13 protein-coding genes and 1 pseudogene are annotated in these 15954 nt (G+C 72.3%); 4 read left to right on the top strand and 10 right to left on the bottom strand.

The annotated features are described in order from the left end of the window. Positions 1-51: 51 nt before the first annotated feature. From SY2F82_RS23080 to mshD, 3 genes are all read right to left on the bottom strand, one after another. Positions 52-1155 (bottom strand): CHAD domain-containing protein, encoded by a 1104-nt coding sequence (locus SY2F82_RS23080; RefSeq protein WP_200421051.1) that lies wholly within the window; start codon positions 1153-1155, stop codon positions 52-54. Beyond that, positions 1136-3541, bottom strand: coding sequence for an RNA degradosome polyphosphate kinase (locus SY2F82_RS23075; protein ID WP_200421050.1), 2406 nt, complete (start codon positions 3539-3541; stop codon positions 1136-1138). The genes SY2F82_RS23080 and SY2F82_RS23075 overlap by 20 nt, the downstream gene beginning before the upstream one ends. Before the next feature lie 661 nt (positions 3542-4202). Continuing rightward, the gene (mshD, locus tag SY2F82_RS23070; RefSeq protein ID WP_200421049.1) at positions 4203-5129 is read right to left on the bottom strand and encodes a mycothiol synthase; all 927 of its coding nucleotides are present in this window, start codon (positions 5127-5129) and stop codon (positions 4203-4205) included. A 148-nt stretch (positions 5130-5277) separates the two neighbouring features. Between mshD and SY2F82_RS23065 the strand changes: the two genes are divergently transcribed. Next, positions 5278-7068 carry a bifunctional UDP-sugar hydrolase/5'-nucleotidase gene (locus SY2F82_RS23065; RefSeq protein WP_200421048.1) on the top strand — a complete coding sequence of 597 codons (1791 nt, stop codon included), beginning with the start codon at positions 5278-5280 and terminating at the stop codon, positions 7066-7068. A 74-nt stretch (positions 7069-7142) separates the two neighbouring features. Here the strand turns inward: SY2F82_RS23065 and SY2F82_RS23060 are convergent. The 7 genes and pseudogenes from SY2F82_RS23060 to SY2F82_RS23030 all read right to left on the bottom strand — a co-directional run. Further along, positions 7143-7680: pseudogene (locus tag SY2F82_RS23060) on the bottom strand (pectinesterase family protein); the annotation flags it as partial. Further along, entirely contained in the window at positions 7658-9118 is a 1461-nt protein-coding gene (locus SY2F82_RS23055) for a cell wall metabolism sensor histidine kinase WalK (RefSeq protein ID WP_200421047.1), read from the bottom strand. The gene SY2F82_RS23055 and the pseudogene SY2F82_RS23060, both read right to left, overlap by 23 nt. Further along, positions 9115-9849, bottom strand: coding sequence for a response regulator transcription factor (locus SY2F82_RS23050; protein ID WP_200421046.1), 735 nt, complete (start codon positions 9847-9849; stop codon positions 9115-9117). Before SY2F82_RS23050 ends, SY2F82_RS23055 begins: the two co-directional genes overlap by 4 nt. A 162-nt stretch (positions 9850-10011) precedes the next feature. Continuing rightward, positions 10012-10287: a hypothetical protein gene (locus SY2F82_RS23045; protein WP_200421045.1), complete on the bottom strand. Its 276-nt coding sequence runs from the start codon at positions 10285-10287 to the stop codon at positions 10012-10014. Positions 10288-10324: 37 nt separating this feature from the next. After that, entirely contained in the window at positions 10325-11422 is a 1098-nt protein-coding gene (locus SY2F82_RS23040; RefSeq protein ID WP_200421044.1) for a S1C family serine protease, read from the bottom strand. 155 nt (positions 11423-11577) lie between these two features. Beyond that, on the bottom strand, positions 11578-12600 hold the full coding sequence (locus SY2F82_RS23035) for a LacI family DNA-binding transcriptional regulator (RefSeq protein WP_200421043.1): 1023 nt from the start codon (positions 12598-12600) through the stop codon (positions 11578-11580). A gap of 106 nt (positions 12601-12706) precedes the next feature. Beyond that, positions 12707-13486: a response regulator transcription factor gene (locus SY2F82_RS23030; RefSeq protein ID WP_200421042.1), complete on the bottom strand. Its 780-nt coding sequence runs from the start codon at positions 13484-13486 to the stop codon at positions 12707-12709. A gap of 172 nt (positions 13487-13658) precedes the next feature. Here SY2F82_RS23030 and SY2F82_RS23025 point away from each other — a divergent pair, with 172 nt between their 5' ends. From SY2F82_RS23025 to SY2F82_RS23015, 3 genes are read left to right on the top strand one after another with little or no spacing between them, the layout of a single operon-like run. Then, positions 13659-14513, top strand: a complete 855-nt coding sequence (locus SY2F82_RS23025) for an alpha/beta hydrolase (protein ID WP_200421041.1) — start codon at positions 13659-13661, stop codon at positions 14511-14513. A 38-nt stretch (positions 14514-14551) separates the two neighbouring features. Next, positions 14552-14806, top strand: a complete 255-nt coding sequence (locus tag SY2F82_RS23020) for a MoaD/ThiS family protein (RefSeq protein ID WP_200421040.1) — start codon at positions 14552-14554, stop codon at positions 14804-14806. Positions 14807-14809: 3 nt separating this feature from the next. Further along, entirely contained in the window at positions 14810-15892 is a 1083-nt protein-coding gene (locus tag SY2F82_RS23015; protein ID WP_200421039.1) for a hypothetical protein, read from the top strand. Positions 15893-15954: the final 62 nt, after the last annotated feature.

Below are 15954 nucleotides of genomic sequence, written 5' to 3'. Positions count from 1 at the left end.
CTCTCACGCATACGGTGCGCGCCCCCGTGAGCCCTGCCGTCCCTGCGGCGTCTACGGAGTCCCCACCGCCTGCTTCTGCCAGGACTGCTGGAAGGCGAAGCGGGCCGCCTCCACCTCGTGGCGCTGGTCGGCGTGCAGCACGCCCAGGGCGTACGCCGTCGCCGGGGCGATGCGCGGGGTGCGGGCCGCCGCTGCCGCCGCGGCCGCCGCCTCCGAGGCGTCCCGGTGCCGGTCCAGGGCCTGCCCGGCGGCCAGCAGCCGCAGGTCGACCGCCGCGTTCTCGCCGTACCGCCCGTACAGCACCTCCAACGCGTAGCGGTGCAGCCGCAGCAGCAGCCGGACCTGGTGCCAGGGGCCGTCCTGCGGGTGCGGGGCCGGCTCCGGGGACAGGCCGTGGATGAGGGCCTCCGCGTTGTACGGGTGGCCCGCGGTGACCAGCGGCAGTGCGGCCACCGCGTCGGTCAGCCGCTCCTCGGCCGCCGCGGCCGACGGGCGCAGGTCGGCGGTCGCCGCCGCCGGGGTGAGCGGGACCTCGCTGGCGAGGACGGCGACGCTGTCCGCCACCGCGTGGAAGCGGCTGGAACCGAGGGCCTGCAGGGCCGCCGAGTGGGCGCGGGTGCGGGCCAGGGTGAGCTGGCGCTCCAGCAGCGCGCCCGCCTTCGCGGCGCCCACGGTCAGGTTCCCGCGCTCCGGAACGCCGGCCCGGCCGCGCGGACCGGCGCCCTCCGCCGCGCCGGTCGTCTGCGCGGGGAAGGCCGAGGAGCCCGACAACCGGTGCAGGGCGAGCAGCAGGCGGTCGAGCCGGGCCGCGTACGCGTGCTCGCGGGCCAGCGTGCCCGACACCCAGGCCAGCTCCGGCCGCATCGCCTCCGACCACTCGGCGTCGAGCAGGGCGCGGAACGTGTGCAACGTGCCGCTGATCCGGCGGGCCGAGCGGCGCAGGGCGAGCACGGCATCGCCGGAGTCCTCCGCACCGGCTCCCTCCCCCGCTGTCGATTTCGCCCGAGCGGGGGGACCCCCGTCACCGGCCTCCCGGTGCCGGCGCAGCGAGCGGAGGAACTCCGTGGCCTGGGCCCGCAGGTACTCCGCGAGGGCGTCCCCGGACACGAAGCCGGCCGTGGGGTCGGTGGGGGGATCAAGGTGTTGCTGTGCCACGCCGGCGCCTCCGGGCGTCTATGAGCATCTCCTGGATGTTCGGCAGGGGCTGGCCGTCGGCGTCGAAGGCGTGCCGGATCCACTCGCCGTCCGGGCCCAGGTGCCAGGACGAGGTGGTGTCGGACATACCGGTCTCCAGGAGCCGGTTGAGGGCCGCCCTGTGCGCCGGGTCGGTGACCCTGACGAGTGCTTCGATACGTCGGTCGAGGTTGCGGTGCATCATGTCGGCGCTGCCGATCCACACCTCCGGCTCGCCGCCGTTGCCGAAGGCGAAGACGCGGGAGTGCTCCAGGAAGCGGCCGAGGATGGACCGTACGCGGATGTTCTCCGACAGTCCGCTCACGCCCGGGCGCAGCGCGCAGATGCCGCGCACCCACACGTCGACGGGGACGCCCGCCTGCGAGGCCCGGTAGAGGGAGTCGATGACCGCCTCGTCCACCATCGAGTTGACCTTGATGCGGACGGACGCGGGCCGGCCGGCCCGGTGGTGCTGGATCTCCTTGTTGACCCGTGAGACCAGGCCGTCGCGCAGGGACTTGGGCGCGACCAGCAGGCGGCGGTAGATCTCCCGGCGGGAGTAGCCCGACAGCCGGTTGAACAGGTCGGACAGGTCCGCGCCGACCTGCGGGTCGGCGGTCAGCAGCCCCAGGTCCTCGTACAGACGTGCGGTCTTCGGGTGGTAGTTGCCCGTACCGACGTGGCTGTAGCGGCGGAGCGTTTCGCCTTCCTGCCGCACCACGAGCGACAGCTTGCAGTGGGTCTTCAGCCCGACGAGACCGTAGACGACGTGGCAGCCCGCCTCCTCCAGCTTGCGGGCCCACTTGATGTTGGCCTGCTCGTCGAAGCGGGCCTTGATCTCGACCAGCACGAGGACCTGCTTGCCGGACTCGGCGGCGTCGATCAGCGCGTCGACGATCGGAGAGGTCTCCGAGGTGCGGTACAGCGTCTGCTTGATCGCGAGGACGTCCGGGTCGGCGGCGGCCTGCTCCAGGAACGCCTGCACGGACGTGGAGAAGCTGTCGTACGGGTGGTGCAGCAGGACGTCCCGCTCGCGCAGCGCGGCGAAGATGTCCGGCGCGGACGCCGACTCGACCTCGGCGAGGTCGCGGTGGGTGCCGGCGACGAACTTCGGGTACTTCAGCTCGGGCCGGTCGAGGTTGGCGATGCCGAAGAGGCCGGTGAGGTCCAGGGGGCCGGCCAGCGGGTAGACCTCGGCCTCGGAGATCTTCAGCTCGCGCACCAGCAGGTCGAGGACGTAGCGGTCGATGGACTCCTCGACCTCCAGACGCACCGGCGGGCCGAAGCGGCGCCGCATGAGCTCCTTCTCCAGGGCCTGGAGCAGGTTCTCGGCGTCGTCCTCCTCGACCTCGAGGTCCTCGTTCCGGGTTATCCGGAAGGTGTGGTGCTCCAGCACCTCCATGCCCGGGAACAGCTCCTCCAGATGCGCGGCGATGACGTCCTCGATGGGGACGTAGCGCTGCGGGGACGCCTCCAGGAAGCGGGAGAGCAGCGGCGGCACCTTGACGCGGGCGAAGTGGCGGTGGCCGGAGACCGGGTTGCGCACGACGACCGCGAGGTTCAGGGACAGGCCCGAGATGTACGGGAAGGGGTGCGCGGGGTCCACGGCGAGCGGGGTCAGCACCGGGAAGATCTGGTGCCGGAACAGGGTGAACAGCCGCGCCTGCTCCTTGTCCGTCAGCTCGCTCCAGCGGACGATGTGGATGCCCTCCTCCGCGAGGGCCGGGGCGACGTCCTCCTGGAAGGTGGCGGCGTGCCGGGCCATCAGCTCGCGGGAGCGGGCCCAGATCATCTCCAGCACCTCGCGGGGCTGGAGGCCCGACGCGGACCGGGTGGCGACTCCGGTGGCGATACGGCGTTTCAGTCCCGCGACCCGGACCATGAAGAACTCGTCCAGGTTGCTGGCGAAGATCGCGAGGAACTTCGCGCGCTCGAGGAGCGGCGTGTTCGGGTCCTCGGCGAGCTCCAGGACACGCTCGTTGAACTGGAGCCAGCTGCGCTCGCGGTCCAGGAAGCGGCCCTGGGGCAGCTGGGCGCCCTCGGCCTCCTCGTAGGCGTCGAGGTCGGCGTCGAGGTCGGGATCGAGTCCGGAGACCGCCGCGGCCACGGTGTGCGGGCGGTGCGCGGCGATGGAACCCACGGAGGGCTGCTGATTCTGCACGTTCGCGCGACCCGAGGGCTCGCCCTCGCGGGGGGTGGCGGGGGACGGGTGGACCGGCGCCTGGGCGTTCTGCTGGCTCATAAACCCATTCTTCCGCGCCGAACGGGTGACGGGCGCGTCGGAAAGGCCGGGCGGCAGCGAGCGCGCACGGTCCGCACCGGCCCCGTTCTCCGGGGGCGGCAAGGGCTCTGGCACGGCGGCGTTCATTGACCGAGCGTCGCAAGCCCGTCTGAATCAATGGTTACGGCGACATGACGTGCGGGATAGCGGGGTGCGGCCCGGGAACATCGCCCCCGCCGCCCCACCCGTCCCACCCTCCAGGGGCTCCGCCCCCTTCAACCCCGACAGGGGCTCCGCCCCGGGACCCCGCTTGGGGCTTCGCCCCAGACCCGGGCGGGGACTGCGTCCCCTGCACCCTTCGCGGGGCTTAGCCTCAGGTCCCGGGCGGGGACTGCGTCCCCCGCACCCCGCTGGGGCTTCGCCTCAGGTACCGGGCGGGGACTGCGTCCCCTGCACCCCTCGCGGGGCTCCGCCCCCGCACCCCGCTGGGGCTTCGCCTCAGGTACCGGGCGGGGACTGCGTCCCCTGCACCCCTCGCGGGGCTCCGCCCCCGCACCCCGCTGGGGCTTCGCCCCAGACCCCATCCGGGGGCCGGCCCCCGGACCCCCGCTCCTCAAACGCCGGAGGGGCTGAATTTCAGCCGGAGGGGCGACATGTCAGCGCCGGGTCCCCATTACCCAGCCCGTCCGGCGTTTGAGGACGAGGCCGTAGGCCGACAGCGGGGGTCTGGGGGCGCAGCCCCCAGGGACGGGAAGGGCAGAGGCGGCGGGGGCGAAAACCCCCCTGCCCCCGGCCGGAGGCCGGCGGCTCAGGTTTCCGTGCGGTACATCAGGTCCGTCTCGTACGTCGTGAAGCCCAGCCGCTCGTACACCGACAGTGCCGCCTTGTTGTCCGCGTCGACGTACAGCATCGCCGCCGGCAGCCCCCGGGCCGCCAGGTGGCGCAGGCCGATCGTGGTGAGGGCGCGGCCCAGGCCGGTGCCCTGGGTGCCGGGGCGGACGCCCAGGACGTACACCTCGCCGAGCCGCTCCTGCGCGTGGATCTTGGTCCAGTGGAAGCCGACCAGTTCGCCCTCCCGTTCCGCCAGGAAGAAGCCCTCGGGGTCGAACCACGGCTCCGCCTTGCGGTCGTCGAGGTCCCGCTGGGTGAGGGAGCCCTGTTCGGGGTGGTGGGCGAACGCCTCCGCGTTGACGGCGAGCCAGGCCGCGTCGTCCTGCCCGGGCACGAACGTGCGCACCGTGACGCCCTCCGGCAACGTCGGCTCCGGCGGGTCGAAGTCCGTCAAGGAGCGGCGCAGCTGGCGCAGTTCGCGGAACAGGGTCAGGCCCAGCACCTGTGCGAGGTGCCGTGCCGCGGAGTGGCCGCCGTGTGCCCACACCCGCAGCCGCTTGCCGGAGGCCGCGAGGAGCGCGGAGCCCAGCGCCCGACCGTGCCCGTGGCCGCGGTGCGCCGGGTGCACGACCAGCTCGGCGGCCGGCGCCTCCACCGGGTCGGTGTCCTCCAGCTGGGCGTATCCGACGAGCGTGCCGTCGACCGTCAGCAGAAGATGGGAGACGCCGTCCCGCTCGCCGCCGCGCAACTGCAGCCGCCCCTGTTCGGACACGGCCTGCTGCCCGTCGACCCGGGCGGCGTAGGCGAGGAGTGCCAGCACGGCGTCGGCCTGTTCGGGCGAGAGCGCGGTGACGGTCTCCAGGGAGCGGGTCGGGGCCGGGCGGGCGGTGTCGTCGCTGGTCATGGGTACGAGGGTACGGCGCGGAGGAAGGAAAGGGGAGGTAAAAGGCAACCCGCTCGTAACCCCGAACCCCCTTTTGCGCTACGCGCGTTGACCCTAAGCTGCGCGAATCACCGTCTTGGCGCGTTCTTTACACACCACAGGGGGGCACATGCCGCCGAACGTCCGGCACAGACGTCTTCACCGCATCCTCGCCGCCGCCGCGGGTCTGGCCACGGCCGGCACCCTTCTCGCCGCGCTCCCGGCCGGCGCCCACGGCAGCAGGCCCGGTCCGCAACACCCCGGCCGCTACCAGGACGTACAGCTGCTGTCGTTCAACGACCTGCACGGCAACCTGGAGCCGCCGGCCGGCTCCTCCGGACGGGTCACCGAGCGCCAGGAGGACGGCACCACCAAGACCATCGACGCGGGCGGCGTCGAGTACCTCGCCACGCACCTGCGCCAGGCCCGCACCGGCCACCCGTACTCCATCACCGCCGCCGCCGGCGACATGGTCGGCGCCTCGCCGCTGATCTCCGGCCTCTTCCACGACGAGCCCACCATCGACGCGCTCAACAAGCTCGACCTGGACGTCACCGGTGTCGGCAACCACGAGTTCGACGAGGGTGCGCGGGAACTGGCCCGGCTGCAGAACGGCGGCTGCCACCCGACGGACGGCTGCTACGACGACGGCGAGACGTTCCAGGGCGCGAACTTCCCATACCTCGCCGCGAACGTGACGGACGAGAAGACCGGCAAGCCGATCCTCAAGCCCTACTGGGTGTGGAAGAAGAACGGCGTCAAGGTCGGCTTCATCGGCGTCACCCTCGAGGGCACCCCGAACATCGTCTCCGCGGAGGGTGTGAAGGGCCTGAAGTTCGGCGACGAGGTCGAGACGATCAACAAGTACGCCAAGGTGCTCCAGCGGCAGGGCGTGCAGTCGATCGTCGCCCTGATCCACGAGGGCGGGGTGCCCGCGTCGAGCGCGTACAACTACGACTGCGACAGCCCGGGCGCGGGCGACGGCATCTCCGGCCCGATCGTCGACATCGCCGAGCACGTCACCCCGGCCGTGGACGCGCTGGTCACCGGTCACACCCACCAGGCGTACGTGTGCACGATCGACGACCCGGCGGGTCGGCCCCGCATGGTGACGTCGGCGGCCTCGTTCGGCCGGCTGTACACGGACACGACGCTGACGTACGACCGCGCGACCGGCGACATCGTCCGTACGGCCGTCACCTCCGCGAACCACGTGGTCACCCGGACCGTCGCCAAGGCGCCCGACATGACCGACCTGATCACCAAGTGGAAGACCCGCTCCGCGCCCGTCGCCTCCCGGCCCATCGGCTACATCGCGGGCGAGATCGGCAACACCGGCACCGAGTCCCCGCTCGGCGACCTGATCGCGGACGCGCAGCTCGCCCACGCCCGGTCCCTCGACACCGAGGCGGACCTCGCGCTGATGAACCCCGGCGGCATCCGCGCCCCGCTCACCTACGCGGCGAGCGGAGGTGAGGGCGACGGCGTGGTGACGTACGGGGAGGCGTACACGGTGCAGCCGTTCGCCAACACCGTCAACCTGGTGAACCTGACCGGGGCGCAGCTGATCACCGCGCTGCAGCAGCAGGTCAGCGGCGCGAACGAGGCGTCACCGAAGATCCTCCAGGTGTCGAAGGGGCTCACCTACACGCTGGACCTGACCAAGGCCGGCGCCGCGCGCGTGGTCGTGGACTCCGTCCGGCTGAACGGCGCGGCGATCGACCCCGCCGCCACCTACCGCGTCGCGATGAACTCCTTCCTCGCGGGCGGCGGCGACGGCTTCGCAGAGCTGGGCAAGGGCACGAACGTGCTCGTGGGCGGGGACGACCTGGCGGCCCTCGAGACGTACCTGACAGCGAACTCGTCGGCCACGTCGCCGTATCCGGTGCCCGCGGCGGACCGCATCACGGTGCTCAAGTAACCCTCGACCGCACGAGGCGGGGCCCCGGACCACTGTCCGGAGCCCCGCCTCGGCCGTTTTTCCCGCGCGATGGGTCAGGCCGACGGGGTCCAGCCGCCGAGCCAGTCCGCTGGTTCGCCGCCTGGGCGTCGGTCAGTTGGGGGCGGTCGGAGTCTGCGGTGCCCGCGCCCGGGCCCTTGTTCTCGTACTCGGCGAAGCGGTCATCCTTCCAGGAGAAGCCGCTCATGTCGGTCCACGGGGCGGTCTTGATCGCCGCGCCGAGTGTGGTGTTGCGGACCGTCGCCTGCGGGTCGAGGGTCGCGTCGCCGCCGGCGTGCCAGGGGCGGCCGAGGGCGAAGCTGAGGGTGTCCACGTGCCCGGTTTGACCTGGATGACGACCCGGGAGGCGTTGCCCGCGGGCACGGCGTCGACGGCCTTCTGGACGCTGGAGAACTGGCCGCTGCCGTCCTTGGCGACGGTGAGGGTGGTGGCCGCGGCGGCGTTGATCGTCGTCCCGATCGAACTGCGCGGTCCCGCCCCGGACTTGACGAGCGAGGGCACGTCGGCGGCCTTGTCGAGCGTGTATCGCGGACGAGTGGCAGGGGCGCTGCTAAGCGACGGCCGGTTGTTCCTCCGGCGGCGGGGTGGGCGCACCCGGCAGCCGTACCGTCGCCACCGTGCCGCCGCCCGCCGCAGGGGTCAGGGACACCTCGCCGCCCGCCTGTTCCACCGTGCGGGCCACGATCGACAGGCCGAGGCCCGAGCCGGGCAGGGCGCGGGCGCTCGGGGAGCGCCAGAAGCGGTCGAAGACGTGCGGGAGCTCGTCGGCCGCGATCCCCGGGCCGTGGTCGCGCACGGTCAGGACGCCACCGGCGAGCTGGACCTCGATCGAGCCGCTCTCCGGGCTGAACTTCACCGCGTTGTCCAGGACGTTGACCACCGCCCGCTCCAGCGCGGACGGTTCCGCGCGGACGTACCACGGCTGGAGGTCCGCCGTGATCGTCAGCTCCGGGCCGCGCAGCCGGGCGCGGCGCAGCGCCGACTCCACGACGTCCTGCCACGCCACCACCTGCACCTTGCCGGCGTGCTGGCCGCTCGTGGGGCGCGACAGTTCCTGGAGGTCACCGATGAGCGAGGCCAACTCCGTCATCTGCGCCTTCACCGAGGCCAGCAGCGCCTTGCGGTCCTCCGGGGGCAGCGGGCGGCCCGTCTCCTCACTGCGGGTGAGGAGTTCGATGTTGGTGCGCAGCGACGTGAGAGGGGTGCGCAGCTCGTGACCCGCGTCCGCGATCAGCTGCTGCTGCAGCTCCCGGGAGCTGGCCAGGGCCGACGTCATCGAGTTGAAGGAACGGGACAGGCGGGCGATCTCGTCCTCGCTCTCCTCGTCCACCGGGATGCGGGTGGTGAGGTCCTCGGTACGGGCGATGTGCTCCACGGCCTCGGTGAGCTTGTCGACGGGGCGCAGGCCGGCCCGGGCCACGGCGAGACCGGCGGCCCCGGCCCCCACGACACCGATGCCGGACACCAGGAGGAGGACCAGGGCCAGGTCGCTGAGGGTCTTCTGGGTGTCCCTGAGGGGGACCGCCACGAGCAGGGCGCTGTCGGAGAACAGCTGCACGCCGCCCGGGCCCTCGCTCACCAGCGGTGCCGCGATCACCCGTACCGCGTTGCCCCTGCTGTCGGTGCTGTTGTGGATGATCCTCTTGTCCAGGGTCGGGTTCCTGGCGATCTCGAGGTCGGTGCGGGTGACGTGGAGGAGGCCCGCGGACTGCGGGTAGACGCAGGACGTGCCGTCCGTCTTGATCACCTGCATGTAGTAGGTGTCGGGCTGCGGACCGCGGTCGTCCTGGGGGGTGGGCGAGGTGGTGCAGTTGCTCAGGATGTTCGTCAGGCCCACCATCTTGACCGGGCCGCTGGCGGACGTCAGCTGGTTGTCGACCTGTTGGTACAGCTTGCCCTGCACGATGAACCAGCAGGTGACCGACACCGCCGCCACCCCGAACGCCACCGCGGCCGCCACCAGCAGGGCCAGCCGTGAGCGCAGCGGGAGGGATCGGAACCGTTTGATCACTCGGCGCCGCCCTGCCGCAGGACGTAGCCCACGCCACGCACGGTGTGCACCAGGCGCGGCTCGCCGCCCGCCTCCGTCTTGCGGCGCAGGTACATGACGTACACGTCGAGCGAGTTCGACGACGGCTCGAAGTCGAAGCCCCAGACCGCCTTCAGGATCTGCTCGCGGGTCAGCACCTGGCGCGGGTGCGCCATGAACATCTCCAGGAGCGTGAACTCGGTACGGGTCAGCTCCACCGGGCGCCCGCCGCGCGTGACCTCGCGGGTGGCGAGGTCCATGCGCAGGTCGGCGAAGGTGAGGACGTCGTTCTCCTCCGCCGCGCCCGCCACGGCCGCCGCGTAGTGGCTGCGGCGCAGCAGGGCGCGGATACGGGCGAACAGCTCGTCCAGCTCGAACGGCTTGACCAGGTAGTCGTCGGCCCCGGCGTCCAGGCCGGTGACACGGTCGCCGACCGTGTCCCGGGCCGTCAGCATCAGGATGGGAGTGGTGTCGCCCGCGCCCCGGATCCGGCGGGCGGCGGTGAGGCCGTCCATGCGCGGCATCTGGATGTCGAGGACCAGCAGGTCCGGTTTGTACGCGGTCGCCTTCTCCAGCGCGTCCGCACCGTCCACGGCCACCTCGGTGGCATAGCCCTCGAAGGCGAGGCTGCGCTGGAGTGCTTCACGCACGGCCGGCTCGTCGTCGACGATCAGGATGCGCTGGGGGTCACGGTCGCCTTCGGCGGGGCTCATGGATGTGGAGTTCCTCAAGGTGCGACGGACGGGCGATACGGATTCAGCCTCGCACGATTCGGGTCGGGGACGGAAAGGGCGGGGCGGGCCGGAGTCGTCCTGTGCCCGGGGTGCGGTTGCCGGAGGGGAGGTTGCGCGGCCCGGCGCCGACCCGCAGCGGGATCAGCCCATCACCGCGGTCAGCCGGCTCAGCGGAACCTTGCGGCGGTGCGGCCGCGCAGCCGTCATCCGCAGCCCCATCAGCTGCGGGACCGCCACCTGCGGGACCGCCACCTCGGGGGCGCGTGCGACCCGCGGCCGGGTCCGGGGCCGGGGTTGAGGCCGGGTCCGCACCCGGCGCCGCATCGGGGCGTGGAGCTCGTTCGCCACGGCCAGGGCCAGCAGGACTCCGCCGGGCTCGGTGGCACCGGTGACCTCGTGCACAGCCATCGTGATCATGTCGTACTCCTTACCACTTGCCCGGCGGGGCGCCCGCTCAGCTCTGGGAGCCGGAGCGCAGCGTCGCCAGGTCGGACTTCACGGTGTTGATCGGGATGGCGAAGCCCAGGCCGACGCTGCCGGCGCTCGACGAGGTCGAGTCCGAACTGGCCGAGTACATCGCCGAGTTGATGCCGATGACGTTGCCGTTCATGTCGATGAGGGCGCCACCGGAGTTGCCGGGGTTGAGGGAGGCGTCCGTCTGGATCGCCTTGTACGTCGTCGTGGACGAGCCCGTGTGGCCGTTGAACTGCCGGCCGCCGAACGCGAACGGCCACCGGCCGCTGCCGCCCTGCTGCTGGTTCTCGTCGGTCGGCACGGTGACGTCACGGTTGAGTGCGGAGATGATGCCGCTGGTGACCGTGTCGCTCAGGCCCTCGGGGGAGCCGATGGCGACGACCTGGTCGCCGACCTGGAGGCCGTCGGAGTTGCCGAGCGTGGCGGCCTTCAGCCCGGAGGCGCCCTCCAGCTTGAGCAGCGCCAGGTCCTTCTTGCTGTCGGTGCCCACGACCTGCGCGGTGTACGACTTGCCGTCGCTCGTCGTCACCTTGATCGACGAGGCACCGGAGATGACGTGGTTGTTGGTGACGATCTGGTCGTCGCTGGTGATGATCACGCCGGAACCGGTCGACTCACCGGCGTTCGAGGCGGCGTTGATCTCCACGATGCTCGGGTTGACCGCGGCGACCACTCCGGCGACCGTGCCCTTCGCGCTGGACGGCACCACGTTGGTGCTGGTCGAGCTGGAGGAGACGGCTGTGTCCTTGCCGGTCAGCTCCTGGATCCCGTAGGCCGTGCCGCCGCCTATCGCCGCGGCGACGATCGCCACGGCCGCGAGGACCGCGAGCGGGCCCTTGGTGCGCCGCTTCGGCCCGGGCCGGGCCGGGACGGCGGTCGGGACGGCCGTGCCGTCGCCGCCGTGTCCGTCATGACCGCCGCCGGCCGCGACCGCCGGCTGCGCCGGCTCGTACGCCGGAGGGGGCGGCCACTCCGGGTTCACGGGGGAGGTGTGCTGCTGCTGCTCGGGGTACGCGGACTGGGGTCCGTGACCCTGGGGGTACTCGTACTCGCCGCTGCGGCGGAAGCTCTCGGTCATGAAAAAGAGAGTGTCCCCTGATCATGAGAGCTACCTGAGTCCCCGCTGAGAAGCCCGACAGAACCGTGTATGCCCGATATAAAGCCGCCTCGGGTGCCGTGATGACGACCCGTTCCCCACGGCTCCGAGGGGTTTCACCGTGACCGCGAGGGGACCTACTCGCACCCGCAGGAGCGGCGCACGACCAACCGGGAGGGGAACAGCTTCAACCGCTCCCGCCGCGACCCCGCCACCCGAAGCCCGTCGTCGAGCACCAGATCGACGGCCGCGCGGGCCATGCCCGAACGGTCCGAGGCGACCGTGGTGAGCGGCGGGTCCGTCAGCGCCGCCTCCTTCACGTCGTCGAACCCGGCCACCGCCAGCTCCCCGGGCACGTCGATCCGCAGTTCGCGGGCCGCCCGGAGCACGCCGATCGCCTGGTCGTCGGTGGAGCAGAAGATCGCCGGGGGGCGGTGCGGCCCGGACAGCAGCTCCAGGGCGACGTTGTACGCGTCGTACCGGTTGTACGGCGCCTCGAACAGGCGGCCCTCCGTCGGGATGCCGGCCTCCTGCATCGCGCGCCGCCAGCCCTCGACGTGGTCGGAGACGGGGTCGCCGACCGCAGGCGTCTCGGCCGTACCGCCCATACAGGCGACGTATTCGCACCCGTGTTCGAGGAGGTGTCGCACGGCGAGCTGGGCGCCGCCCAGGTCGTCCGTGACGACGGCGACGTCGTCGATCGCCTCGGGCCGCTCGTGCAGCAGGACGACCCGGGCGTCCCAGGCGTCGATCTCCGCGGCGGCGTGGTCGTTGAGCGCGTGGCTGACCAGGATCAGCCCGGAGACGCGCATGCCGAGAAAGGCCCGCAGATAGTGGACCTCGCGCTCGGCCACGTAGTCGGTGTTGCCGACGAGCACCATCTTTCCGCGCTCGGCGGCGGCCTGCTCGACCGCGTGCGTCATCTCGCCGAAGAAGGGCTGGCGCGCGTCCGGCACGATCATGCCTATGAGGTCCGTGCGCCGCGACGCCATGGCCTGGGCGACCCGGTCGGGCCGGTATCCCAGTTCCTTGATCGCGGCGAGGACGCGCTCGCGCGTGGCCGGGGCGACCGGCCGGGGTCCGTTGTTGATGACGTAGCTGACGACGGCGGTGGATGTCCCCGCCAGCCGCGCCACATCGTCCCGAGTCACCTTGGCCACGCGCGGAGTCTACGCGGATGGACCGCCTCTGGGCAGGGCTTTCGGTGTTCTATGCCCCACCTGTGACCTGGTCCGTGATCTGCGTCTCCTCCGCGGTGACGTCCGCCTATGCCTCGGCCGTGACCTCGGCCCCGGACACCGGCGCCGACTCGTCCGCGTCGTCCGCCTTCGGCCGGGCCGCTTTGGCCTTCGCCTCGTCGGCGGCGCGCTCCACCTTCTCCGGGGTGACGAAGCGGTAGCCCACGTTGCGGACGGTGCCGATCAGCGACTCGTGCTCGGGCCCCAGCTTGGCGCGCAGCCGTCGTACGTGGACGTCGACCGTGCGCGTGCCGCCGAAGTAGTCGTAGCCCCAGACCTCCTGCAGCAGCTGGGCGCGGGTGAAGACCCGGCCGGGGTGCTGCGCGAGGTACTTCAGGAGCTCGAACTCCTTGAAGGTGAGGTCCAGGACGCGGCCCTTGAGCTTGGCGGAGTAGGTCGCCTCGTCCACGGACAGGTCGCCGTTGCGGATCTCCATCGGGGAGTCGTCGTTGACGATCTGCTGACGGCCCATGGCCAGGCGGAGGCGGGCCTCCACCTCGGCGGGGCCGGCGGTGTCGAGGAGTACGTCGTCGATGCCCCAGTCGGCGGTGACGGCCGCGAGACCGCCCTCGGTGACGACCAGGAGGAGCGGACAGCCGGGCCCGGTGGAGCGCAGGAGCTGGCACAGGCTGCGCACCTGCGGCAGGTCCCGTCGTCCGTCGACGAGGATGACGTCGGCACCCGGGGTGTCGACGAGAGCGGGGCCTTCCGCCGGAGCCACTCGCACGTTGTGCAGGAGCAGGCCGAGAGCGGGAAGCACCTCCGTCGACGGCTGAAGGGCGTTGGTCAGGAGCAGCAGAGAACTCATACGTCTGGTTCCTCCTCGGTCCCTGCGAGGACGTTTGGCGGGGCGGCACTGCTCTGCGCATCCCGGGGGCCCGTACACCTGCGGTTTCCCGCGTCGTATACAACGCTTCCGAAAGCACAAAAGGACCCGGGGGCTACGTTGCCCGAGTCCTCTGCCCAGCAGAATAGCCCACATGAGCTCTGGTACGGCAGGTGGAACGGCACGATCCATGGTTCGTCCGCACTCCGAGACGGTTCGGCGGGGGCCTGTGCGGACGTTTCTGAGCACGCTCGACGGGGTGACGATCGACGCCGCATACGATCCGGGATCCGTTGTATACGACACCGGGCGTCCACCTTCCCGCCTCCTGGACGATCTTGCGATCGTCGTGGCCCACGGCTTCACGGGGGATCTGGAGCGGCCCCATGTGCGCCGGGTGGCGGGCGTCCTCCGGCAGTACGGCGCGGTGGTGACGTTCTCCTTCCGGGGCCACGGGGCGTCCGGCGGCCGGTCCACGGTCGGCGACCGCGAGGTGCAGGATCTGGCGGCCGCCGTGCGGTGGGCGCGGGAGCTGGGACACACGCGCGTGGCCACCGTCGGCTTCTCGATGGGCGGCTCGGTGGTGCTGCGGCACGCGGCGGCGCACGAGGAGGGCGCGGACACGGACGCGGTGGTGTCCGTGAGTGCGCCCGCCCGCTGGTACTACCGGGGCACGGCCCCCATGCGACGGCTGCACTGGCTGGTGACCCGCCCCGAGGGCCGCCTGCTGGGCCGCTACGGCCTGCGCACCCGCATCCACCACCGCGACTGGGACCCGGTACCGGCCTCGCCGGTCGAATCCGTCCCCCTGATCGCGCCGACCCCGCTGCTGATCGTGCACGGCGACCAGGACGGCTACTTCCCCCTCGACCACCCCCGCATGCTGGCCGAGGCGGCCCCCGACCACGCCGAACTGTGGCTGGAGCCCGGCATGGGCCACGCCGAGAACGCCAGCGACGACGCCCTGCTGGCCCGCATCGGCGCGTGGGTGGCCGCGCAGGCGGGCTAGCCTGAGCGGTGTTCACCACGACCGAGTCGAGGAAGCAGATGGCAAAGGGCACGGTGCGCTACTGGGCCGCCGCGAAGGCGGCCGCGGGGGTCGCCGAGGAGCCGTACGACGCGACGACGCTCGCGGAGGCGCTCGACGCGGCGCGCGAGAGGCACCCCGGCGAACTCGTCCGCGTCCTGAAGCGCTGCTCCTTCCTGGTCGACGGTGACCCCGTCGGGACCCGTGAGCACGAGACGGTACGGCTGGCCGAGGGCGGCACGGTCGAGGTGCTCCCGCCGTTCGCAGGAGGATGAGCGATGAGCAACCAGCCGTACGAGGGCTACGAGGGACACGCGGCCCCCGGCTACGGGGGCTATGACGCCCACCAGGCCCCGCAGGCCCGACAGCCCCACGAGGGGTACCCGCAACAGGGTTGGTACGACCCGAACGGCGCGGCCCACCCGCAGCAGCATCAGCAATGGCAGCAGCAGCCGTACGGGGCCGCGCAGCCGTTGCCGCCGGAGGCGCACGCGCAGGCGTACGAGCCGCACGGTTACGCGGCGCCCGGCGTCGCCGTCACCGCGACGACGACCGCCACCCCCGAGCCCGGGCCCCCCGCCGTCGACCCGGCCACCCTGCCCGCCAACCAGCGGGCCCGGCTCGAGGGCCGTTCGCCGATCATCGAGCCCGGGTTGCAGCCCGCCGCACTCACCGCGGTGCTGGGGGCGCTGCTCGCCGGGGCCGCGGCCGTGGGGACGTACGCGCTCGTCGTCCCGCTCGTGATCCTTCAGGCCGTGACGGCGGCCGGATGGTTCCGGCTGAACGGCATGTGGCCGGCCCGGCAGGGCATCGCGCTGGCGTTCCTGGGCGCGGTCACCGCGGACGTGGCGCTGCTGGTGGCGGGCCGGGAGCAGGCGCCGGCGGCGATCCTGGGCACGCTCGGCGTCTGGGTCCTGCTGTCCCTGGTCCTCCAGCTCAGGTCGCACGCCGACCCGGACACGCGGATGTACGGCCTGATGGCGACCGTCGCCTCGGCAGCGCTGTCGATCGTCGCGGCCGGGCACCTGGCTGCCGTACCCGACGCGGTCACGGTGGGCGCGATCGCGGTCGCCGTGGCGGTCCTGGCCCGCGCGCTGCCGTTGCCGACGGCGGCGTCGGTGGTGGTGGCCCTGCTGGCGGCGTCGGGCGCGGGCATCGCGATGGGCGGCGCGACGGGTTTCGGCACCTCGGGTGCGTCGGGCGCGTTCCTCGGACTGGGCGCGGGCGTCGGTGCGCTGATCGGCCACCGGGTGGCGAGCTACGACTACCCTTCCCGCTTCGTCCACTTCACGGCGGGCGTCGCGCTGCCGCTGACGGCGGCGGCTCCGGTGATCTACGTACTGGGCCGGGCGCTGGGCTGAGCAAGCCGGCTCCGCCCCGCCGTGTCACAGGTGATCGACAATTCCCCGTTTCCCCTTCCCCC

Origin of the sequence: Streptomyces sp. Y2F8-2 (assembly GCF_014905555.1) — a bacterium.
In the GTDB taxonomy this organism is placed as follows: Bacteria; Actinomycetota; Actinomycetes; order Streptomycetales; family Streptomycetaceae; genus Streptomyces; species Streptomyces cynarae.
The sequence above is the reverse complement of the archived record's forward strand: the minus strand, read 5'-3'. Positions and strand labels throughout refer to the sequence as shown.